Source organism: Rhodopirellula sp. UH5 (assembly GCF_056839225.1).
In genome coordinates this window covers 7,425,881-7,447,171 of the sequence record NZ_CM166390.1, presented here as the reverse complement: position 1 = coordinate 7,447,171, position 21,291 = coordinate 7,425,881, and the positions used below count along the sequence as shown (strand labels likewise).

15 protein-coding genes and 1 tRNA gene are annotated in these 21,291 nt (G+C 57.2%); 7 read left to right on the top strand and 9 right to left on the bottom strand.

The genetic code is table 11. The features are described from left to right. Positions 1-593: 593 nt before the first annotated feature. From rpe to UH5x_RS26745, 3 genes are all read left to right on the top strand, one after another. A complete protein-coding gene (gene rpe / locus UH5x_RS26755) occupies positions 594-1,301 on the top strand; it encodes a ribulose-phosphate 3-epimerase (protein ID WP_047812487.1) in 708 nt (235 codons plus the stop codon). Further along, positions 1,298-1,879, top strand: a complete 582-nt coding sequence (locus UH5x_RS26750; protein WP_047812486.1) for a histidine phosphatase family protein — start codon at positions 1,298-1,300, stop codon at positions 1,877-1,879. Before rpe ends, UH5x_RS26750 begins: the two co-directional genes overlap by 4 nt. 411 nt (positions 1,880-2,290) lie before the next feature. After that, positions 2,291-3,715: a Gfo/Idh/MocA family protein gene (locus tag UH5x_RS26745; RefSeq protein WP_047812485.1), complete on the top strand. Its 1,425-nt coding sequence runs from the start codon at positions 2,291-2,293 to the stop codon at positions 3,713-3,715. A gap of 383 nt (positions 3,716-4,098) precedes the next feature. Here the strand turns inward: UH5x_RS26745 and UH5x_RS26740 are convergent, their stop codons facing one another. From UH5x_RS26740 to UH5x_RS26725, 4 genes are all read right to left on the bottom strand, one after another. Further along, the gene (locus UH5x_RS26740) at positions 4,099-4,986 is read right to left on the bottom strand and encodes a hypothetical protein (protein ID WP_047812484.1); all 888 of its coding nucleotides are present in this window, start codon (positions 4,984-4,986) and stop codon (positions 4,099-4,101) included. 266 nt (positions 4,987-5,252) lie between these two features. Further along, entirely contained in the window at positions 5,253-9,068 is a 3,816-nt protein-coding gene (locus UH5x_RS26735) for a secretin N-terminal domain-containing protein (protein ID WP_482634245.1), read from the bottom strand. A 242-nt stretch (positions 9,069-9,310) separates the two neighbouring features. Further along, positions 9,311-9,395, bottom strand: a tRNA-Leu gene (locus UH5x_RS26730). Between the two features lie 255 nt (positions 9,396-9,650). Beyond that, positions 9,651-10,901, bottom strand: coding sequence for a cupin domain-containing protein (locus UH5x_RS26725; protein WP_047812481.1), 1,251 nt, complete (start codon positions 10,899-10,901; stop codon positions 9,651-9,653). Positions 10,902-11,097: 196 nt separating this feature from the next. Between UH5x_RS26725 and UH5x_RS26720 the strand changes: the two genes are divergently transcribed. Both UH5x_RS26720 and UH5x_RS26715 read left to right on the top strand, forming a co-directional pair. After that, entirely contained in the window at positions 11,098-12,282 is a 1,185-nt protein-coding gene (locus UH5x_RS26720; RefSeq protein ID WP_047812480.1) for an aldose 1-epimerase family protein, read from the top strand. Then, positions 12,275-14,191, top strand: a complete 1,917-nt coding sequence (locus UH5x_RS26715) for a serine/threonine-protein kinase (protein WP_482634244.1) — start codon at positions 12,275-12,277, stop codon at positions 14,189-14,191. The genes UH5x_RS26720 and UH5x_RS26715 overlap by 8 nt, the downstream gene beginning before the upstream one ends. Before the next feature lie 23 nt (positions 14,192-14,214). On the opposite strand, the gene UH5x_RS26710 is transcribed toward UH5x_RS26715, so the two are convergent. Continuing rightward, complete coding sequence (locus UH5x_RS26710; RefSeq protein WP_482634243.1) at positions 14,215-15,585, bottom strand: hypothetical protein; 1,371 nt, start codon at positions 15,583-15,585, stop codon at positions 14,215-14,217. Continuing rightward, positions 15,582-16,922 (bottom strand): B12-binding domain-containing radical SAM protein, encoded by a 1,341-nt coding sequence (locus UH5x_RS26705; protein ID WP_482634242.1) that lies wholly within the window; start codon positions 16,920-16,922, stop codon positions 15,582-15,584. The genes UH5x_RS26710 and UH5x_RS26705 overlap by 4 nt, the downstream gene beginning before the upstream one ends. A gap of 100 nt (positions 16,923-17,022) precedes the next feature. On the opposite strand from UH5x_RS26705, the gene UH5x_RS26700 reads away from it, so the two are divergent. Continuing rightward, entirely contained in the window at positions 17,023-17,805 is a 783-nt protein-coding gene (locus tag UH5x_RS26700; RefSeq protein WP_047812476.1) for an SGNH/GDSL hydrolase family protein, read from the top strand. 63 nt (positions 17,806-17,868) lie between these two features. On the opposite strand, the gene UH5x_RS26695 is transcribed toward UH5x_RS26700, so the two are convergent. The 3 genes from UH5x_RS26695 to UH5x_RS26685 all read right to left on the bottom strand — a co-directional run bounded on the left by UH5x_RS26695 (position 17,869) and on the right by UH5x_RS26685 (position 20,669). After that, positions 17,869-18,795: a YdcF family protein gene (locus tag UH5x_RS26695; RefSeq protein ID WP_482634241.1), complete on the bottom strand. Its 927-nt coding sequence runs from the start codon at positions 18,793-18,795 to the stop codon at positions 17,869-17,871. A gap of 291 nt (positions 18,796-19,086) precedes the next feature. Continuing rightward, positions 19,087-19,569, bottom strand: coding sequence for an Ig-like domain-containing protein (locus UH5x_RS26690; protein ID WP_047812475.1), 483 nt, complete (start codon positions 19,567-19,569; stop codon positions 19,087-19,089). After that, positions 19,566-20,669 carry a DUF1559 domain-containing protein gene (locus UH5x_RS26685; protein WP_047812474.1) on the bottom strand — a complete coding sequence of 368 codons (1,104 nt, stop codon included), beginning with the start codon at positions 20,667-20,669 and terminating at the stop codon, positions 19,566-19,568. Before UH5x_RS26685 ends, UH5x_RS26690 begins: the two co-directional genes overlap by 4 nt. A 223-nt stretch (positions 20,670-20,892) precedes the next feature. On the opposite strand from UH5x_RS26685, the gene UH5x_RS26680 reads away from it, so the two are divergent. Then, positions 20,893-21,144, top strand: a complete 252-nt coding sequence (locus UH5x_RS26680; RefSeq protein ID WP_482634240.1) for a hypothetical protein — start codon at positions 20,893-20,895, stop codon at positions 21,142-21,144. Positions 21,145-21,291 lie beyond the last annotated feature (147 nt).

Below are 21,291 nucleotides of genomic sequence, written 5' to 3'. Positions count from 1 at the left end.
CCATTTATTTTTCGAACGTCCCAAGTTCGAACGTCCCAAGGGAGGGTGATAATAAACGCTTGGCAACACGGCACGACCTAAAGCGTGGTCGGTGGGCTGCCGCGATCCAAGCTTCCTGCCAGGCAAAACTTGCCGGACAGGCAGCCAACTCGCAAACTTCACCGTCTCCCAATCAAATTTCTACGGAAGATTCCCCGCCATTGCAATTGCTAGCAAATGCCGGTTGTTTTGAATTTGCGAGTTACGTCCGCCATTGTGGCTTGGAGGACTCCCCCTGAGTTTCCTCTGCCGATTGACAGCGGCACCGGCTCTTGTTCAATCTGTTGCCCCATCGATGCAATCGTGTGTCGTCATTTCGTATTCCGCCTTCCGATCGGATCGGATTTTGGCCGCGAAGATTGGCACGTCGATCGCATCACACCAACGCAATGTGGGCATTCCGCTGACAAATCAGCTGGATGCAATCGCAAATCGCAGGCGGCTCGGTTTCCCCGAGCTGGCGGCGAGACCTCGATTGAGCGTTTTCGGACGTTTCCATTGGCCACCTGGCGTGATCCCTGCGTGGTGAATCCATTCCCCGATGAGACAACTGTATGAGCCGAGCGAAGCTCGATTCCATCCGTGCTGCTGGGCCGGCAATTTTGCCGAGCCTTTTGCAATGTGACTTTGGTGATTTACGCACCGAGGTTGAAAAGCTGACCGCCGCGGGAACGCGTGTGTTGCACTTGGATGTCATGGATGGCCACTTTGTGCCCAACCTGTCCTACGGCATGCCCATTGTCGAAGGCCTGCGTCGTCACACGGACATGCCGTTGGATGTCCATCTGATGATCAGCGATCCTTTGGCGTATGCAAAGCCGATGGTGGATGCTGGCGCGGACATGCTGACCTTCCATGTCGAGGCCGTGAATGACAGCGTCGACGTGGCGGGAAAGATTCACGACCTGGGTGTGGGTGTGGGCGTTGCCATCAACCCCGACACCGATTTCACCCAGTTGGACGCCTGCCTGGATTGCGTCGACATGGTGTTGGTGATGAGCGTCAACGCTGGGTTCGGCGGCCAAAAATTCAATCCGGTGTCACTGGATCGGTTGCGTAGCCTGAAAGAACGTAAACCGGACTTGCTGCTGGAAATCGATGGCGGCATCAAAGCCGAGACCATTGGCGCCGCTCGCGCGGCCGGTTGCGATTTGTTCGTCGTTGGCTCCGCGATCTTCGGCCAGCATGATTACGAAACCGCGATCAACGAACTGACCCAAGCCATGCATGGTTCGCCTCCTCCATCAGGAGAACAGTCATGATTTCACTTTGGCCCAAAGCCGCTTCCAAGCTGGTTTTGATTCGTCCCGGCGCGACGACCTTTGATGAACAAGGTCGCATGAAGGGCAACCTGGACGTGCCGTTGTGCGAACGCGGTCGTTTGCAGGCGGAAGCTCTCGCCAGTGAATTGGCGGGCATTCGCTTGAATGCGATCTACTGTGCCCCCTGCCAATCCGCAGTGGAAACAGCAACCTGTCTTTCCGAAGGCCGCGATCTGCGTCCCAAGGTCATCGATGAGTTTCGCAACGTGGACCACGGCCTGTGGCACGGCAAACTGATCGAGGAAATCCGTCGCAACCAGCCTCGACTGTATCGGGAATTGTGCGACACACCGGAGTCGACTTGCCCTCCCGGCGGTGAGTCGATGCACGAAGCCGCACACCGTGTTGGCAAAGCCGTCCGACGAATCCTCAAACGCAACCGGAATCAAGTCGTCGCCTTTGTGATCCCCGATCCGTTGGCATCGTTGGTCGCCAGCCAACTGAAAGACGAAGCACTCCCGGAAATTTGGAAGGTCGAGACCGATGCCGGCAATTGGCAGCTGATCGAAACGTCCTGATTGAGAAACCGCCTCAACGGCGACGATTTGCTGCGGCACACGGCCTCCGGTGATCGCCTGCCCAAACGGGCGAATTCCCCCTAAAACAAATGCCTCAGGCCGCTTCTTCTCGGGAGCGGCTCTTTTTCTGGATGGTCATTTCGTTCCCCCCTGCACAAATTTGTGCTGTTCCCTGTCCTGTTCCGAGATTCCCAGAACCAGCGGACTCACAATCGTTCTTGCGGAAAGATTGAACGGCCTCTATTGAGTTGTTAATCTAGGCACTCAGGTGAAGTACAATCCGATTGCAGGATCATCGCTCCACTCTGCGATCACCTACGATATCTTGTTACAGAATCTCGCTGCAGCCTGATGCGGTGGCGATTCACACTTCCGCCCGCCCGCCCTTCCTACCTTCGGAATTGTTTGTCCATGACCTCGAAAACCAACCGCCGTCGTTTCATTGGCCAATCGGCCGCATTGACCGCAGGAGTCGGCTACTTCGCTGGCACCAGCGTGGCACAAGATGAGTCATCCTCCGCATTGAACTCGTTGTCAGCAGCCTGCATCGGCGTCGGCGGCAAAGGTGGCAGCGACACCAGCCACATCGCCAACCAAGGTGTGAAGATCGCCGCCCTGTGCGATGTCGATCGCGACACCCTGGCCAAGAAGGGACGTGAGTTCCAAGATGCGGAACAGTTCGATGACTTCCGCGAAATGCTGGACAAGATGGGCGACAAGGTCGACATCGTGACCTGCAGCACGCCGGACCACACACACGCTGCGGCATGTGTCAAAGCCATGAACATGGGCAAGCACATCTATTGCCAAAAACCCATGACTTGGTCGATTCGCGAAGCTCGCCTGATGCGAGAAACCGCTGAGAAGACGGGCGTCATCACTCAGATGGGCAACCAAGGCACCAGCGAAGACGGTCTTCGCGAAGCAGTGGAAGTCATCCAAAGCGGCGCGATTGGCGACGTCAGCGAGATCCACATCTTCAGCAACCGTCCCGTGTGGCCACAAGGTGGCGGACGCCCTGCCGGCGAAGACCCCGTGCCAGATTCGTTGAACTGGGACGCTTGGATCGGCCCAGCCCCGATGCGTCCGTTCGTCAAAGGCGCTTACCACTCGTTCAACTGGCGTGGTTGGGTCGACTTCGGCACCGGTGCTCTCGGTGACATGGCCTGTCACACCACCAACATGCCCGTCAAAGCCCTTCAACTGTGGGACCCCATCGCGGTCACCGCTGTGAAGAACCCTGGCATCGTCGAAGGCGAACAGTACCCCGGCAGCAGCTCGCTGATGTTCGAATTTCCAGAACGCGAAGGCGCCGACGGAAAAACGTTGCCACCATGCAAGTTCTACTGGTACGACGGCGGCAACCTGCCACCTGAAAGCATCATCTCGCAATTGCCCGAGTCGTTCCAAAAACGCGTTCAAGCTCAACGCGACGGCGGCCGGAAACAATCCGGTGCAGTCATCGTCGGCAGCAAAGGCCTCGTGTTCTCACCCGACGATTACGGAGCCAAGTACTACTTGCTTCCAGAAGACAAGTACGTCGACTTCAAGAAGCCCGAACCTTGGTTGCCTCGCATCCCCTTCAAAGCCAGTGGCGACGAGCGTCACAAATGGGAATTCGTCAGCACGATCAAAGGCGAGTACGAGCCCGGCACCATGTCGAACTTCGGTTACGCTGGCCGCCTGACCGAAACGATCTTGGTCGGCAACTTGGCGATGCGTGCCGGCGAAGGCCAACGCATTGAATGGAACGCCAAGGATCTGACGAGCCCCAATGTGGAAGCCGTCAACCAGTTCGTCCAACGCGAATACCGCGACGGTTGGAACTTGGGCTGATCTGCCTTGCGGCCAATTGAGCCGACAACCCCATGACAAACGCCAAGAGCCCGGTATCCACCGGGCTCTTTTTTTGTAGATCTGCCGTGCCGACCTCCCGAAATGCAGGCCGAACCTCACCTGGCCGACATTCGATCCGCTCGTAGGCCATGTCCCACATGGCATCCACGCCAATGCTTTGGAACAAAGCGAGGCGTGTTCACGGCCGGGCATGTCACTGCCCTGGCAAATCAACCGGCCAGTGACGTAGGCCAGGTTCTACCTGGCACTCACGCCAATGCTTTGGAACAAAGCGAGGCGTCGAACCACCCCTCAAAACTCAACGCAGCCCGTCCAAACCCAGCCAGTAAGACCTGGCCTACACACGTCCCCCGAGGTCTCACTCACTTCAATCGTGTGGATGCCGGCAGGACTTGTGGCGAACTCGTCTTGTCCGGCGAAGCGATTGCGTCGGCCGGTTCGCCACTGGCGTCCTCCGGTGCATTGCCTTGGTTCACCATCGCGATGTCAATCGAATTGGAAGAAGTCGAACGCGCGACGTTCCAGCTTCCCACCGAGGGTGGCAACTCGCTCGAGCGATCCCGAACCGTGGGGCGAGAAATCGTCGTCGTTGTCAAACCGCTGCTCGGCGAGGTCTTGCCCGACGAGGCGTGCTGCCACGCTCGGAAGTCAGGCGAATACCGATTGGCGAGTGCCATGTCAGCGTCGGTTTTCGACCCCGGCAACAAGACATTGGTTGGTTGCCCCTGAATGGTCTTGCCTTCTTGAGTCTTGAACGACGCCACCAACGAGATGTGACGTTGTTCGCCACCGATCGCATCCCACGGCACCCAAACACTGTAAGAGGCACCGACGTCCGACTGGCTGAAGTGACTGGTCAATTGCTCGGGAGTGAACTCATACCGTTTCACGGCCGCCTTTGGGTCCTTTGATTTTTCATCGAAGCCATGGATCACCAACGTGCCTTCCACCGGCACCGGCTTGGATTTTTCATCGTAGAAGAAGATGCGTCCGCCAAAACCACGCGTGGGCACACGGCCGACCTGAGTGAGTGACTCCGTCGACCAAACGGCCGCCAGCTTCGCGGGGTTGGGATACGGTTCAGGTGCCTGATCCTTTTTGGCCCAGGGCATCCGCTCCAACAGTGTTTTCTTCGGAGCCGCGGAGTCGGACTGGGTCATCGACGCACAACCGGTGCTGAGTGTCAGACTGACCAAGCAAACCCCGAGTGTCACTCGGGATGCAATTCGGGCGCGAGATTTCAATGACATGTCTGGGTCTCTGCTTTGAGGGTTGACCGCGAATGCTCCCCCGTGCGATTGGCACCTTGGGACGAAGATTCACGACGACACAAATTCCATCAACGCTGGTGACGATCACCGGAACAATTGCGGGATTGTTCTGAATGAAATTGCAACAACGTCGTCTTTGACGATCCGCCGGGACGTTCCCAAACGGATGCACTTCTTCGTTGCCATGTCACGCCAGCGTGAGTGCAGGACGCGATTCACGCCGGCGTGACTTGGCAATGGACTCACTACTTCGATCGATTGAAGTTGAACCAACGTTTCTTGGCAGGCACTTCTTCGCTCACAGATTTCTTGTCAGCGGGAGGCGTGCTCGTCGGCTGGTTGGCAGACGGCTGCGAAGGCATTCGAGCGGAGACCTGCTTGACCGGCACTTGCGATGTCGCGCCGTTGCTGGCTTGCTTGGTCGGCGTTGCTCCGGTGAAACCTGCTCCCGTTGCGGGAACGCCACCTGAAACAGGGGCTGGCAGAAACTCACCCGGTGCGGACATCACTGGTGCGGGCAATTGATCGACCGGCAACCCTTGCTGTGGCGTTGGCACGGATCCCTGAGGAGCTTCGATCCAGTCATTGCGAATGATTGATTCACCTGGATTCAAAGTCACATCGGGTGGCAATTGCCCTGCCGAACCGGGGACCACGTTTCCGTCGACCGAATTGATGACGCTTCCTGGTGGGATCACGCCCGCCTTCATCGCTCGATTGCCACCGGGCATATCGGCTGCAGGAAAGACATCCACGGTGGGATGCAAATCGGGGTAGATCGTTGGGCCCACGGCGGGTCCCCACAATCCATAGCCACCCGACAAACCGACGTCACCGTGCATCTCCACCACGTCGGCCAAGCACCAACTCATGCGGCTGGACTCGACCTGTTTGACGTATTCAAGGTCTTCGTGGCCGGTCACTAAGATAGGCGTCATGACCACCAAGAGTTCGCTCCGAGTTTCGATCTCGGAGTCGTACTTGAAGAACGTTCCCACTAGCGGGATGTCGGCCAGGTATGGGACTCGACGAGTCCGGTTCTGACGGAACTTCTGAATCAATCCGCCGAAGACAACCGTCTGTCCATCAAACGCAGTGACGGTGGCTTGGGCTTGTGTTCGATCGATCGCCGGCACGAAAATGGGAACATCGTCTTGGAACGAACCAATGATCTGCCCTTCATTCGGGTTGATGTCACTGCGACTGGCATCAATGGCCATCATGATCAGACCATCCGCACCAACCCGGGGAGTGACTCGCAAGATGATCCCGATTTCCTCGTCTTCAATCCCGATGATCGGTTGAGACGCCGTCCCGCCCGTTCCTCCGGTGAAGGACAATTCAGTGGGACGAGGGAAGCTTTGACCGACTTGGACATAACCTTCCGTGTTGTCGGCCGTCATGATCTCAGGCCGGCTGAGAATCTGCAGTCGATTGGCAACTCGCAGGGTTCGCAAAAACAGGTTGACGGACTCGCTGGCCGCAGAGAAGACAAAGCCACCGGAGTTAAGACCGCTGAGCTGTGTCAACTGACTGGCAGAGGCGCCAAAACTGGTCAAGCCTTGCGACGCCAAATTCTCTTGCCCAACCAAGTTGTTGTTCGGCAGATTCACACTAGTTCCGGTGAAGTTGAACCCCGGATCCGAGTTATTGATCGGATCTGCTGCAACACCACGGTCGAACAGCAACGAGTCTTGCAGCCCGAACTCACCGCCGATTTCAAAGCCGTCGTCCAGTTCCACTTCGGCGATCAAGGTTTTGATCAACACCATCGGTGGACGACGGTCCAAGCGATCGATCAGCTGACGGACCTCTTCATAGATCCGTGGCGAGACGCTGAGCAACACGCTGTTCGTTTGAGCTTCGGCAACCGCGACGATGTCGCGATCTGGCAGGTCCAAGGGCCCCAGGCCTTGCTGGAACTGCGTGATCACGTTGCGAGATTGCTGACGCTGCGAAACATAGTTCGTGATGGCTGCCGCGACGTTCTCCGCGATTTGGTGCTTGAGCCAAATCACTTCGGTGATGCGTTCGGCAAAACCTTCGCTGTCGAGTCGCAACAAGATGCTTTCGACCACTTCCAAGTCTTCGGCCGAGCCGCTGGCAATGATGCTGTTGGTGCGGATGTCGGTTGAGAAGACCAGCGGAGTCAACGCACTCTCGGAAGCTGTCAATGTCTGCAGATTGCCAAGGTTGCCTGCACCAACGCTGGTCCCACTGGTCGCAGCATCGTCGCCGAACAAGTTCTGCAGTGCGGTGGTCAACTGCGTCGCGTCACCATTTTCGATCGTGAACACTTTGACCAGCGAATCAATGCCGGGCGTTTGATCGAGCTGACGAATCAGTTCAGCGATCAATGGCATGCCACCAGCGGGAGCACGAACGACAACAGCGTTGACGTTGCTGTCCGCGGTGATCACGGCACCGTTCAAAACCCCTGAATCAAGGATCTTGTTGCCGGGTGAACTCAGTGAAACGATCGACAAGGACGATGCAGCGGCAGTCGTGTCGCCGGCGATGTTTTCAGGCTCTCCCGAAATCGCATCCTGCAAGACCTCGACCATGTCTTCGGCTCGTGCATTGGTGAGCGGAAAGACTTTGATTTCAGCCGTCGACGCAATTTTCTGGACGTCGATTTCCTCGACCAATCGAGTCACTTCCGCGAGGTCGCGCGGCGACGCACTGACGATCAACGAGTTCGTTCGATAGTCGGCCGTGACCCGAACGCGAACTCCCAATCCAGGACGATTTTCTTCATCGCCACCGGGTTGATTGGTGAAGAACCCTTGGATGGTGGCTTCCGCGTCCGTTGCCGATGCGTGCTGCAAGCGGAAGACACGCAAGCGATCCGAGTCTGGAATCGGCTGATCGATCTTTTCGATCAAGTCGTTGACCGCTTCGATCGCTTCTTTGCGACCGATCAACAACAATGCGTTGGGCGAATCCAGTGCGGTGATGCTGACGTCACCTTGGCGAGCCGACAACACGTCTTCATAGAGCTGCGTGAGCAGAGCCGACACCGCGTTGGAATCGGCATGCTGAAGTTGACGAACTTGGATCTCAGGCTGAGTCAGCTTGCTCTTTTCTTCGATGTCTTTGACGATATCCATGACGCGTTGGATATCGCGTTTGTTGCCTTTGACAATGATCAAACCCGACTCAGGAACGAACTGAATCTCGGGATCGCCGATCGGACCGGCAGCATCGTCGCCCTCCGAGTCGGAATCGGCTGCCGCCACATCAGCGGCTCCGTCCGGCGCCGCAGTGCCGCCCTCATTCTGAAATGCTGCGGTGCGGAAGTTGGCCTGAGTCCGGTTGGAAGCAGGGCGTGCCGAGGTGCCAGAACCGCTCTTGGGGTCCAGGTCTCGCAGCAAACGAATGGCACGCTGCACCGACGAAATCTTGGCGTGTTGCAGCATGTACACGCGAGTTTCTTCGCCTGCAAACCGAGGGGCTTGGTCGATCGCTTGGATCGTTTTCCGCCACGTGTTGTGCATCAGCGGGCTGGTCGTCAACGTCACCGCGTTGGATCGTCGATCGACTTCGACTCGCGTCGTCGTGCCGCCACGTTTTTCCATCGTCAACGTGAACGACGCTCGCTCCCCGTTGCGGCTGGTCGTCACAGGCACGTCTTCGCCAGCGATGATCCGCAGGGCGTCTTCCACTTCCCGCCACGTGATGTTGACCAAGTGCACCGTGATGGGCGTCGCGGACTGAGGTCCAGCGACTTGAGCCAAGCTGTTGGACAACGTCGCCGCGTCAGCCGCAATTTTGTTTTGCAAATCAGGCGGAGCCAGCACCAACAACCCGCCGCCGGGACGGTCATCGGGCGTGATGGTCACGCCCGGTTGGTCGAGGTACTGGAGACTCAAGCGAGTCGCCACGGAATCCGCCACGGAACCGGGCACATTGAGGTGCTTCAGCTGAGGCTGATTGGGACGCTGGGCAGAAACTCCCATCGCCGTGGACGTCGCGATTGCCAACGCAAGGGCAACACGTTTCGCGGACGCCAATTTTGCGGAACGCTTCCGTTGATTGAATCGAATGAGCTTGCCGGTCACGGTGCCACCTTGTGTTCGAATGAATCGGCGACCGAGTTTTCTCGCTCACCGGTGCAGAAAGCCCCTCCGCACAACCCACTGCATCGTCACAACCGGACCAGCCACTGCAATCAAATTGAGAGGCAGCGTCGGTTGTTACAAAAGCCCAGAACACAAAAACGGCACGAAAAAAGCCTCCTTGCCGGGCGCCGTTTCAATCACAGCGGCCCAAAGGGAGGCTAATTCGTTGAATTTCAATCAAGTACGGATGAGAGGATTCGAACCTCCACGCCCTTATCGGGCACTAGATCCTGAGTCTAGCGCGTCTGCCAATTCCGCCACATCCGCGGGCAAAGCGGCAGGATATCGTCTCAACTCAAAGTCGACAAGTCGCATCCATCCTGTCTTGGACACGTCTCGCAAACATTGCCGGTACGAACCGCAACACCGCTCCATTCAGCATCGAGATTCTCCACCGAGATCCCCCGCTGTTGGTTGCCACCGACCATCCGTCCTTGTCAGTTGACGCAAAAAAACGAGCGTCCCAGACGGAGGAACGCTCGCTTTTCGTGAATGGTCTCAATTCGTTTGGAACGAATGGGCTCAGCTACCGGCTTTTGGAATGTCGGTGTGAGCGTTGGGGCCGAAGTACCGCAAACCGACCAATGGTTCGCTGCCTAGGTTTTCGATCTCGACGCCGTTGGTCGCTGCCACGTGGCTGATGAACACCTCGTCGGTCGTGTTCTCGCCAAAGCGAATCATCGCGGGAGTTTGCAGGTCGAGGTTGCCGATCCGGCCGCGGCCCTGAACGGTGATCCAGCTGCTGGCCGCACCGTCTTTGAGAACGCACTTGGCACCCGGAGCGATTGTCAGCTCTTTGGCGCTGAACAATTGAGCCCCATCGACCGTGCCGTAGACGATCCACAAATCTTCGTACCCGTCGCCGCTGCGTTTTTCGTCGCGAACCGGTTCGAGGTAATTGCTGTTTTTGAAGTGCGTGTCAACGTTCTTGTCCCAGTCCAATTGACCGACGATGAAATCGAGGTCCTGGTGCTTGTCTTCCGGCATGTCCTTGACCAGCAACGACCAAGGCACATAGCGGCCTTCGACGATCGATTGGTACATGCCAAACACGTCGCTGCCCCATTGTGGCTCATACGTGCACAACGACCCTGGAGCGTGGAGAACTCCCGGTGGAATCAACCAACCGGTCCCACGTTTCAGACGGTAGGCACGGCTGAGATCCAAGATGCCGTTGTCGCCTTCGTTCCAGTTTTCCAGGCAACGCCGCACGTCCTCAGGCTGCGTGCCAGGTTCCAATCCCATGAACGTGTAGGAGAAATTGTTGTCGACGTTGTTCAACTGCGGCGGGAAGTAATAACTTTCCGGCTTGCCTTCCTGGCCAACCAATTCCGCGTCTTCAAACGACTGGTGCATGTGGTGCGGGATGGGGCCCATGTTGTCGAAGAACTTCGAATACACCGGCCAACGGTCATACTTCGAATAAATCGCTTCGCCGACGATGTCGTTGCCGCGTTCGGCCACAGCGTCCTTGAGCATGAATTTCTTGCCTTCGAACAAGCAAAAACTCTGCCCTTCGTGCCAAACTCGGCCTTCGTTGGCCGCGTCGGTCGTGCTTCCGAACCAGCGTTCGTCAATCCCGCCGCGATCTGCACCGAATCGATAGTAATCCGACGGATGCAATTTGATCCGTCGGCCGGGATGCAAGAATGAACGTGGGACCCAGGTTGGCGTCAACCGCAGTACACCACCATGGGCGTCCATGGCAGAATCGAGGATACTGGAAACGCTGTCGCCCTGAATTAATCCTTCGTCTAACTTCACGGTGCTCATCGGGTGCTCGGTTGGGAGGCGGGTGAGAATGGGGAGGATGGATGATCACTAGCATGGAACACAATCCACACGGATTGCGCCCAGACCGTTTCCACGACATGTTTTAGGCCGACGTGAAGGTCTATACAAGTTCAGAGGCCGGGTCCAGAATGCCCCCGCTTTGCACGCCACCCTCGAATTGAATTGGAAGCCCTTCATGGCCACCGAATCCATCGTTGTCCGAGAAGTTGACGACCGTGAGCAACGAATCCAGTGGGACACCACCAGCCCAATGCACCTGGATTTGTCCACCCGGGTAGGCGACTGGACGATCCGGCACGGGGTTTTTCGAGGTGGCGTCAGCGAAGGCGTGGAAATTGTCCGGCTGAAAAACAGCCGAATGCATGTCGATGTGCTGCCAACCCGGGGCATGTCGATCTGGCGAATCGAGTGCGATGGCGTTCGGTTTGGATGGCATTCCCCCGTGATTGGGCCGGTTCACCCCAATCACGTGCCCGTCTCCGAACCCAGTGGATTGGGGTGGTTGTCGGGTTTCGACGAATTGGTCGTCCGCTGTGGCTTGCAGAGCAATGGTGCTCCACAACACGACGCCAACGGCCAACTGGAATTTCCCCTGCACGGGCACATCGCCAACACGCCAGCGGACTCTCTGTCGGTGGAATTTGACGAGGCCAGTGGTCGCGTCGAATTGATCGCCGACACCGTCGAAACCCGCTTGTTTTTCAAGCGTTTTCGAATGCGATCCAAAATCCGCATCCATGCCGATCGCACGGAAGTCGAACTGCTCGACGACGTGACCAACGAGTTGGAGACGCCCCAAACCATGCAACTGCTTTACCACATCAACATCGGCGCCCCGATTCTGGGCGAAAACAGCCGTCTGGTAGCAGCCCTCGACGAATTGGCCCCCAAAGACGCTCACGCGGCGGGCCAAATCGATCGCTGGGACGAGTTCGACGGCCCCACCACCGGCCAAGCGGAACGGGTCTACTTCGGTCGCCCTCGGGCCGATGAAACCGGTTACACGCACACCATGCTGACGTCGCCCGAACAGGACCGGGGTTTTGCTGTCAGCTACAAAACATCGACGCTGCCCGCCTTCGTATTATGGAAGAACACGGCCGCCGAAGCGGACGGGTACGTGACCGGCATGGAACCTGCCACCGGTTTCCCAAACCGCCGCGGATTCGAAGAAAAACAAGGCCGATTGCTCGACATCGGTGCCGGGCAAACCAAGTCCTTTCGCATCAAACTGCAGCCCTTGATGGACGCAGAGTCGGTCGACACCACGCGACAAAAAATTCAAACGCTGGCCGATGAAGGCGAGCCGACCGAAATTTCCAACGATCCACGAGGCGATTGGACGGACCTTGATGGCTGAGCCTGAACTACTCGGACCGTATCAGATTGAAAGCGTCATCGGCCGCGGTGGCATGGGATCGGTCTATCGGGCTCGGCACGGCAAGACCGGCGAAGAAGTCGCCGTGAAGTTGATCGCACAACATGTTGCCGACGACATGCGGTTCCGCCGCCGATTTGATGCGGAAGTCGAAACCCTGCGTCGGCTGCGGCACCCGGGAATCGTCCGCTTGATCGGCTACGGCGAAGAAGCCGGCCAACTGTTCTATTCCATGGAACTGGTCCGCGGCGAAACGCTGCAAAAACGAATCCGCGACGTCAAGCGACTCGGTTGGCTGCCGACGTTGGACATCGCATCGCAAGTTTGCGCGGCGCTCAAACATGCCCATGACATCGGAGTGATTCACCGTGACCTCAAACCTGCCAACTTGATTCTGACCGAGGCCGGGGAAGTCAAACTGGTCGACTTTGGAATCGCCAAGCTGTTTGGATTCGGGGAGCAAACACTGCATGGTTCGGTGCTGGGCACGGCCGATTACATGGCGCCCGAACAAGCAGGCAGCCACTCGATCACGCCTCGCACCGATCTGTACGCGCTCGGCAGCGTGATGTACGCGATGCTCGCTGGACGAGCCCCCTTTGCAGGCAAGAAGGTCACCCAAGTCGTGGAGGCGTTGCAACGAGACCGCCCGGTGCCGCTGGATCTGATCAATCCGGACATCCCCGCCGAAGTCGTTGAGATCGTGCATCAATTGCTCGAAAAAGATCCGGCCAATCGTCCCCCGACGGCGCTGGCGGTGATGAACCGCTTGAAAGCGACGCGGGCTGGATTGCAACGTGGCCGAACGCTGAACGAGCAAGCGTCTCGTACCCAACTGGGTGACGAAGAATTCACGCCAGAACTGCCGCCCAACTTGGCCGGTGACTTGGACACGCGTGGCCACCATCACACCGATGCCTCCCGCGAAATTTCGCCCGACCTGCCAACCAACGAAACCGGCGGCAACCACGTGACCGGTCGACGCGTCGTCGCCAACGAACACCCCAGCAACCTTGCCGATCCGTTGACGGCCCCGGCTCTGACCAGCACCAACGAATCGTTGACGCAATCGAAACGCAACGAGGAACAGGCCAAGACTCATTTCCAGACGATCGATTCCACCGCGACTCCCGGTGGGTACCTGTCGGACCGTCACCGTGCCGAAAGCCATGATTCGAATTGGGTGCATTGGGCATCCATCGCCGGGATGGTCTTGATCTTGTTGGGTGGCATCGCACTGTTCGTCTATTCGATCCGCACCCCCTCGGCTTCGACCTTGTACGGGGCGTTCGAAGCAGCTGAAATGGACGGTTCGCTGGCTTCGGAAATCTCGCGAATGAACCTGTTTCTGGAAACTTACCCGGACAACGAAAACGCCGAACAAGTCCTCCATTGGCAGCGTTCCGCCCAGCTCGAATCCACCTATCGGCAGCTCAAGAATCGCTCCCGGTCCACCGGCCAAGCCTCCCAATTGCCGGCAGCCGAAGAAGCACTTTTGGATGCGTTGTCGCTTCGCGAAACATCTCAAGCTGACGCAGCGAAGCACCTGCAAGCTTGGCTGGACGTCTATTCACTCGACGTCGATCCCGAAGCCGCCGGCGAGATACTTTCGCCGGGCGACAAACTCAAACATCGCCTTCGGCTTCGAGAGTTGCAACAACTCGAGACACTCGTTCGTGACGAAATTGAGCGGCTGAACTCCGATCCCACGGATCAGGTTGCCAACACCCAGCGACAACAAGCCTTGCGACTTCGGCTCACCACCGCGTTGTCGCTCGAACCGCAAGACAAAGCCAAGGTCCTGCAGGGAATTGTCACGCTCTACGAAGGACAAACCTGGGCAACCGAAATCGTCGACGACGCCAAGCAACAACTGGCGGCAATTCAGTGAGTGAGGACGCACCAAGTCCCAACTCAGCTTCCGGGCTTCTCCGAAGTCTCCGCCGCAGCCCCTTCCGTCTGTTCCTCTTCGTCACTCGCCAATTCACTCGCCTCCGCTTCCTGCCGCTGAATCGCTGCCGCGAGTGAGACCTCCATCACCCGGATCAGCGCGCCCCGATGATTTTGCGTTTCTTGGTCCCCCACCTGGAGCGTGCGAAGCTTCCCGAGCGTCGTCAACATTCGATCGATTGTGTCCACGTCACGGTGCACGATGTAATCTTGAAAGTACTCCAAATCGGCGGTGCCCTCGAACCATCCTTCTTGTCGCAATGCAATCTCGTCGGCTTGCACCATCAACCGATCCACAATCCACCGCTCAACCTGCTGCGTCTGAAGTGCATCGGCGACGAGTGAGATTTTCGGCGACCAGTCGGCTCGATCGGGATACTTTGGAGGCGGATCCCAGACAATCGGAAAGGCTTCCTCCCCGGAGGCTTGCATCGTCGCGACGGCGTCGTCGATGTCACCACTTCGAAGCATTGCGTCCACTTTCGCCGATCGTATGAGTTGGGGCTGAAAGAAAGTCGCCGCGACCAGCAAGGTCACCGCTGACACCGCGGGCCACAACCAAACGATTCGTCGCATCGGGACGCTGCGACGACCAATTTCATCCCAGCGATGCTTCGATTTGCTTGACATCGCAATCGAACCCAATGCCGCGATCAGAACGGGAATGAAGCCATAAAAGCATCCGGCCGCGACGGTCGATTGATAGCTCCTCAATACCTGCTGCGTTTGCGTCAACCGAATGCCGCCCATGAGGGAAACCATCGACAACTGAGCCGATAGCAGTGCAAAGAACGCGATCACCATGCAGGGAACCAGAATCCAAGTCAGCGTGGCCCCAACTCGAAGTCCAAACTGAATTGCGATCACACGACTGAACAACACCACTCGCCAAATGGACACGATCGACAACAGTGTCAGATTGAAACGCAGCGAGACCATTTCATCCGCCATGACCTCGATTGGAATCGCGTACAACCACGCCAGCGGAGCGGTCATCCAATATCCGGTCAGGAAGGTTCGGTAGTCACCAATCAAGCTGGTCTTTGAATCTCGCTTCACGCCTGTCATTGCCAAACAGATCTGCACCGCAATGAACAAGATCGTGCAGATGACCAACGACGCAGCAAACGGCCCGAGCAAGTCCTGGGGCGCGTCCCACCAACTGACCGCGTCATACTCACGCGCCATCGATGCGGTCGCGACCAGAGCCAACCCCAACAGAAGCGACCAGGGACAACGAAGCACTCTTCGGATGGACGACTCCACACCCAACAAAAACAGCAACGGATCTCGCAAACGCAACGTCATTGGATCAGTGCTTGCTGAATCATTCATGCTTGTTTTCCTGAGGTGCGCCGGGAGGATCGAATCCGCTTTTGAATGGCATCGCGTCGAGCCTGGGCCTCGGGCCGAAACACTCGCTCCACCAAGTCGTTGAATCCACTTTGCAATTGCTCCGCCGTCATTTGGTCGGGCTGATACACGACATCAAACAACGTGTAACGAGAAAAGTCGCCCGGCAACAATCGCTGCGACCGCAACAACGATTCGTACAGGCTGGTCCCAGGAAACGGCGTCTGCAACGTCAATTGGATCTCACCCATCGGAGCTTCTTCCAAGAAGTCCCCGAGTCTTTCGATCGACTCAGACGTTTCGCCATCCGCCCCGACGATCAAGCAACCGTTGACCACAATGCCCGCCTCTTGGATCGCATCGACGGCATCCAACATGCGTTGCCAATCCGCGTTCTTGGCGCCCATGCCGGGATAGCGAAACACGTTGGATTCCAAGCCAATCAAGATCTGCCGACAACCGCTCTCGGCAATTTGCGAAAGCAGTTGTGGCTGATTGGCAATTCGCCAATCCGATTCGGTGAACCATCTGGCCCCGTGCCGCCGCAATGATTCCAGCATGGGTCCATGGTCGCGTCCGCTGGCGAACGTATTGTCGTCCGCCAATTCAATCCATGGACGCGACTTCTGACTCGCGATCGCACGCATCTCCGCTTCGAACCGTTCGTCCGGTTTGACTCTCGCTGGCCCCAGCAATCGGCTCGCGGCGCAGAACGAACACGCCCACGGGCAGCCTCGCATCGACTGAACCGTGTACCGCGGCGGCGAATGAACTCCCAACAAATCCCAGCGAGGAAGGGGCGAATCCGCAAGCGAGAAGGATCCATCCGCCTGATACGACCTCGCCAAGCTTCCTTCGGTGACATCCGTCAACAATTTCGCGAACGTGCTTTCGCCATCCCCCTGAACCACCACATCAAAATGCGGGCGGCAATGCTCGGGAGCTGCCGTGGCATGCAGCCCACCGATCACCGTCGTCACATTGCGGCCTCGAACCAGTCGACTGATTCGTGCCGCGCGATCGGCCGAAGGCGTCAACGCAGAAAACGCCACGACGGCTGGCTGTGTCGGCGAAGAGGTCCCCAGCAAAATCTGATCGGCCACGTCCCTCTCGTCGCTCGCCCCATCGTCCAGGACCAGTTCCATGTCCCAGCTCTCAGGCACCAAACCCGCGATGGTCAGCAGTCCCAGCGGCGGCAATTGGGAAAGCGCCGACGCACGCCGAGCCAAACCAGGCAACCTCAACCCGCGTTGAAGCAACTCTTCATGCCCCACTCGCAACCCGCTCATCGAGACCAACGTTAACTTCGGTTTGGGCATTGGCTCCTCCGTTGTGGATTCAGCGGCGACATCATTGTCGGGCGTCTTCCATGATAAACTACTGCGGTCCCACCTCGTTCCACCCGATGAGTTTGCCCCCATGAATCAACGCCGATTTTCCAGTCTCCGTCTGCTTTGCACTTTGATTGGCTTGGAAGCTGGAATGCTGTTCACAGGATTGCCGGCGATGACGCAAGACGCCACCGCAACCGTCGAAAAACAGTTCCTGATCCCTGAAACCAATGACTCGATGGCCGGTTCAGGACCGGTTCGCCGCTACGACTGGATGAAGCAGGTTTGGCAGCGGCGTCGATCCACCTTTGACGCCCGCACGCAACAAGACCAAAACGCGATCGTGTTTCTTGGCGACTCGATCACGCAAGGGTGGGGCGACGATTTCCGTGGCACGTTCGAAAACCGCAAGGTCGCCAACCGCGGCATCAGTGGCGACACGACTCGCGGCATGTTGTATCGCCTGAAAGAGGACGTGCTCGACCTGGATCCCCAAGCCGTCGTGATGCTGATGGGAACCAACGATCTCGAGGAACATGCCTCGCCGGAAACGGTTGCCAGCAACGTCCGATTGATTCTTCAAGCACTCTCAGAACACGATGCGGAAATGCCCATCGTGCTGTGCTTGGTCATGCCCAGCAGCGAAACCAAGTCCCGCCCAGCGACTCAAATCAAACGCATCAACGAACTGCTGACCGAGATCGCCGAAGAGAATGAAACGGTACACGTGGTCGACACCTGGACGCCGTTTGCAAATGAGCAGGGCGATGCCAAAGCGGAAGAATTCCCTGATCTGCTGCACCCCAACGAAGCCGGTTACTCCAAATGGAAAGCCGCCCTGGAACCGACCTTTCAAAAACTGAATCTGTAGCCATCCGGCTCAGATCACTGCCCCGCCATTTTCGCGACGGTTTCTTTGAACATCTTGCCAACGTCATCCAGTGAACCGGCACCAGGAACCAGCGACGACGCCAACCAAGGTCGTGGGTTGTTTTTGCGCACGGAACGCGCAAGGCAGCGGGATCAGATCCAACGATGCGTTGTTGGCCAAACGCATCGCTCTCGGGATGTGAAAGGCACTTGTGATCAGCCCCACCTGGGGCTCACCGGATTCCATCGACTCTTCCGTCCAACGATCCTTCCACTGGGCCGGCGGCGAGTCCATCAATTGCTTCAGCGATTTCATCTCCGCTCGAGTGTTGACGCCTTCGATCCGGAAAATCACCTCCTCAGGAACCCCCAAAGAGAGAAGCAACTGGGTCGATTGCTTCCATGGCGGTTCGTAACCATCGGTGGAAGATCCCGTCACGATGATCGCGCGTGTTGACTTGGCATGGTACGCCTGAGCAGCTGAGATCACTCGCTCGCCATCTCGCCCCAGTTCATAGAAACCAGGTGCAATCGCGGAGGAACCGCCTCCCAAAACAACCACGGCATCCAGCGGCCGATCCACCGACCGCTGCTCCAACGCCGGGTGAGGTTCTGACACCAGCGGGCTTTCAACCTGGGAACTGGCCCAATTCGCAAACCCCGCATTGCCAACGATTCCCCACAGGACAAAGCCAACCAACGATGCTATCGGCTTGAAACCAGAAACCGTCCCCCGTCTCCATTGGCGGACCGCATGAGTCGCCAGCGCCAACAAGCCCAGCCAAACCAAGCCGACCGGCTGAATCAAATCCATCCCGCATCGGATCCCAGCGACAAACCCTTGCTGCATCCAAGTCGCAATGACGAGCAAGAAAACGAGAGCGGCCGGAGCGATCAACGAAACAACAACCTCGGACAAGAAGGTTCGAGGTCCGCTTGGCGAGCGAGCTGGTTCGTCGGCGTCTGCCGAATGAGATGGAGATGGATTCATCCCAAACATCATAGTGAAAGACAGACAAATGTCCTGCCCAGGAAGCAAAATGACCGGATCAAATCCGGTGGGCTCTTGGTGCCCGCAATCAACCAAACAAAAAACCTCGACCGCGAAAAATCGCAGCCGAGGTGATCGGAGTTTGAACACGAAGCAGGTGAGCAGGAATGATCGGTCAGAATCACGTGAGCCGTTTGGGAGTTGGCCCCGGTTGCACTTGGGAGCACCACAACGCCTCCTGAAACGGTTCCAAGATCGAAAGATTCCTGTCGACCTGCTTAAACGACTCGTTCAAGAGGAAGGAATGATCAGATCGATTTCGTTCGGACCGGACTCAACCGTCACCATCTCTGGAAGCGTGACTTCCTTCGGTGGCGTCATCCCTTTGGAACGCGTTCGAGATTTGCTGGGACTCTCCCCAGGGCCGGTCGGCATGCTGGGTGCTCCCATCCCTCCTGTCATGATTTTGACTCGGTGCTGCCCGGTCACTGCTCCCGGCTGATCCTGGGCATACTCCAACGTGTAGCGTCCATCTTGGTCCGACTTCCCAAACGACTGTCGACCGGAGACAGGATAGAACGTGATCGAAGCATCAGGAACAGGATTCCCGCCCATGGTAACCACCCCAGAAACCTCTGCGATCTCGGGGCCCGATGGGCCACATCCAGACAACACGCTCAACAAACCGAAGAGCAAGAACGACGAGCCCAATAGCCGGTTCCGTTGACGTCGACTTTGATTTTCCAACATTGCTTTTTGATTCCAATTCATCATTCAAGTCCTTCCATCGCGGACCGGTCTGCACGATCCATCAACGCCGTGTAAATTTCGAACTGAATACTGTCCGTGATGAAGTGCACCGAACCGTCGCCCATCACGAATTGGGCACCGCCAACGTGTTGCGATCGAAACGCGGTGTTGTTGAACGCGGTTTCCATCCCGTTCTTCGCCCAACCGCCGTCCCAGTTCAATCCGCCCCACGACGGCCAATCATCGCCGGAGTAATTGATGGGATAACGAGTCACGACGTAGTTGTTCTTCGAGCTGCCGGCAGTGGCGGTTCCGCACGACCACATCCCCCCGAGAACTGCTCCGGCACGATGATCGTTGAAGGTTCCGTGAACGCCGCCTTGCTCACCCACTGCGATGGTGTGTGATGTTCCATCCAACAGCGAAGCGAACCGGGTCTCGGTACCAGGCCACGGTGAATCGAATCGCATCTTCATGCCAAAGAAACCGTTGTCAGCATGAACGCCACCCCAATCCCAAACTGCGGTCGGGTGATCGTCGATGGTTCCTCCGGTGAAGTTGCAACCGCTGTTGCCGGCATAGTCAGGAATCTGAACTTCTAAATTTTCTGGTGCACCCAACGCTTGAGTCGCATCATTCGTTGGGTACGGATTCGTTTTCGCGAGCACACTGGAAGGGCACCAAAAACCTGGCACACGTGCTTGATCCATTTCTTCCCAATGAACAACGGGTGCCGCCCAACTCGCGTTCGTCCCGTCAAAGGACGATCCCGAAAAATCAATGCCGTCGTAGATGGCGGATTGTTCCAATTGCGGCAAAATCGCGATGAACCACGATGGCTTCCGAGCCCAACCATTCGCGGTGTAGTTTTCAGGTCGCCCCGAAGCTGGGAACGATTTGAACGCGGAGTGATAGTTGTGAAGTGCCAATCCGATCTGCTTCATGTTGTTGCTGCAGCTCATCCGGCGAGCGGCCTCTCGAGCCGACTGCACGGCTGGCAACAGCAATCCAACCAACACGCCAATGATCGCAATGACAACGAGCAGTTCAACCAAAGTGAAACCACGTTGTGTACGAATCGTGTGATCAGTGCCTGCCGGAACAATGGGGGAACGCGATGACATAGACGGATACTTCAACATCGGACTCTCAATAAAACTGGGACGCGGTTGGAAGGCATCGAGCGAACTCGAACCTTTGAATGACGCGATGTCACGCAACCATCATTCCGCGTCAGAACCCCGCGATTTTGCGACAGCACCGTTTGCAAACCATTTGCTTCAAAATGCGCACACGAGAAATTCGGCCCGTAACAAGGGCTCCCGTCCCACCACAGCGAGCCTCTAGGTGACGCAGATCACCCTCTATCGAACTGAAAATCTTGTTTTTTTTGTCGGTTCGGATGTGTTATTTGCGGGCCAGTCGCCCGCCCATGCCCTTCAAAACATCAAGCTCGCATCAAAAGCTGGCGGGATTGCCTCAAAACAATGCGGCAACGCCCAAACAACAAGCGACCAGCCAGCGCAACGTTTTGGAACGTCTCGATGTAGTTGCGAGCCATCGAACCGACCACACATGATCGACTTAAGTTTGAGCTGAACACACGGCCCCTCCTTATTTACCTGATGTGTTCCCAACACCGATCCACCTCAGCAACAGTCAATCCAAGCCAGCGTCGTGGTCTGCCGTTCTGCTTCTCAGACAGGAATGCGAACACGGAATCTGCCGAGTTTGGTCACCAAATAC

Bases quoted from the DNA above. Each gene is read 5' to 3' on its own strand.
- UH5x_RS26740 (WP_047812484.1), bottom strand. From the start codon at position 4,986: ATGTCATTGAAATCTCGCGCCCGAATTGCATCCCGAGTGACACTCGGG.
- UH5x_RS26715 (WP_482634244.1), top strand. From the start codon at position 12,275: ATGGCTGAGCCTGAACTACTCGGACCGTATCAGATTGAAAGCGTCATC.
- rpe (WP_047812487.1), top strand. From the start codon at position 594: ATGAGCCGAGCGAAGCTCGATTCCATCCGTGCTGCTGGGCCGGCAATT.
- UH5x_RS26700 (WP_047812476.1), top strand. From the start codon at position 17,023: ATGAATCAACGCCGATTTTCCAGTCTCCGTCTGCTTTGCACTTTGATT.
- UH5x_RS26685 (WP_047812474.1), bottom strand. From the start codon at position 20,669: ATGTCATCGCGTTCCCCCATTGTTCCGGCAGGCACTGATCACACGATT.
- UH5x_RS26690 (WP_047812475.1), bottom strand. From the start codon at position 19,569: ATGATGAATTGGAATCAAAAAGCAATGTTGGAAAATCAAAGTCGACGT.
- UH5x_RS26745 (WP_047812485.1), top strand. From the start codon at position 2,291: ATGACCTCGAAAACCAACCGCCGTCGTTTCATTGGCCAATCGGCCGCA.
- UH5x_RS26750 (WP_047812486.1), top strand. From the start codon at position 1,298: ATGATTTCACTTTGGCCCAAAGCCGCTTCCAAGCTGGTTTTGATTCGT.
- UH5x_RS26725 (WP_047812481.1), bottom strand. From the start codon at position 10,901: ATGAGCACCGTGAAGTTAGACGAAGGATTAATTCAGGGCGACAGCGTT.
- UH5x_RS26695 (WP_482634241.1), bottom strand. From the start codon at position 18,795: ATGAATCCATCTCCATCTCATTCGGCAGACGCCGACGAACCAGCTCGC.
- UH5x_RS26705 (WP_482634242.1), bottom strand. From the start codon at position 16,922: ATGCCCAAACCGAAGTTAACGTTGGTCTCGATGAGCGGGTTGCGAGTG.
- UH5x_RS26710 (WP_482634243.1), bottom strand. From the start codon at position 15,585: ATGAATGATTCAGCAAGCACTGATCCAATGACGTTGCGTTTGCGAGAT.
- UH5x_RS26720 (WP_047812480.1), top strand. From the start codon at position 11,098: ATGGCCACCGAATCCATCGTTGTCCGAGAAGTTGACGACCGTGAGCAA.